This is a genomic window from Streptomyces sp. NPDC004658 (genome assembly GCF_040609555.1).
In the GTDB taxonomy this organism is placed as follows: domain Bacteria; phylum Actinomycetota; class Actinomycetes; order Streptomycetales; family Streptomycetaceae; genus Streptomyces.
The window spans coordinates 1-1,128 of sequence record NZ_JBEXKG010000423.1; the positions used below are offsets into that span (position 1 = coordinate 1).

Annotated in this window: 1 protein-coding gene; it reads right to left on the reverse strand. The window is 66.0% G+C overall.

The window, feature by feature from the left end; translation table 11 throughout:
- Window positions 1-256: 256 nt before the first annotated feature.
- Window positions 257-1,126, reverse strand: a complete 870-nt coding sequence (locus tag ABZV94_RS41845) for a helix-turn-helix transcriptional regulator (RefSeq protein WP_356350377.1) — start codon at window positions 1,124-1,126, stop codon at window positions 257-259.
- Window positions 1,127-1,128 lie beyond the last annotated feature (2 nt).

Genomic DNA, 1,128 nt, shown 5'->3' on the forward strand with positions numbered 1-1,128 from the left:
GACGAATGGCCATGTTCACTCCGGTTCAGAGAGTTGTGTGAGCGCCAGCGGTTTGCCCGGTGGCGTGATCGACGCTACTCGCCAAGCTCCCCGAGTGAAGGGGCCGTTCACTCGACCGGATGGCATCTACCCTGCAGGTCTTCCGTTACGAGGTGGCGACGGTGTACCGTGCCGTCGCCCCACTCGTAACATCGCTTCATTGCTCTCATACCGGACTTTGTGAGCTGGCTGGTTTACGCGCCCGTCCGGCCGGAGTTCACGCCGTGTTCAGGCGGGTGTACTCCTTCGCGATCCCGTCGATGAAGTGCCGGGTCTGCTCCACATTCAGCGCCTGCGCCCTCAAGTGCTCGTACATGACGCTGTACCGCTGCACGTCGTTCGCCTTCTCCAGATAGAGGTCGCTGGTGACGCCCTCGATATAGACCACGCTGGAATCCGCGGCGTCCGGGAATTCCAGAATGGCGTACTGCCCGTTGATGCCCGGGTGCGCCCCCATGTCGAAGGGCAGCACCTGAACGGTCACGTGCGGCAGGTGCGACAGCTCCACCAGGCGCTCCAGCTGCTCGATCATCACCTGCTTGCCGCCGACCAGCCGGCGCAGCGCGGACTCGTCGATGACCGCCCACAGCCGCAGCGGGGTCTCGGGGGCGGTGATGCGGTCCTGGCGGCGCGCACGGACGCTGACGCGCTTGTCGATGTCCGTCTGGGGCGCTTCCGGCAAGGCGCCGTTGATCAGTGCCTCGGCGTACTGCCGCGTCTGCAACAGGCCCGGGATCACCTGGGGCTCGTACACGCGCAGCGACTCGGCATCGGTCTCCAGGCCGATGTAGACGCTGTACGGGATGTCGCCGAAGGCGTGCCACCAGCCCTGCTGGCGGGAGTCCTTGGCCATCTGCATGAGCGAGTCGACGACCCGGTGGTCCTCGACGTCGTACACCCCGCAGAGATCGCGGACGTCGCGCTGGCTGATGGAGCGGCGGCCGTTCTCCAGGCGGCTGATCTTGGACTGCGAGACCAGCAGCCGCTCCGCGACCTCCTCGGCCGTCATGCCCTTGATCTCGCGCAGTCGGCGCAATTCCTGACCCAACCGGCGTCGCCTGACGGTGGGATTGACGTTGGACGGCACGG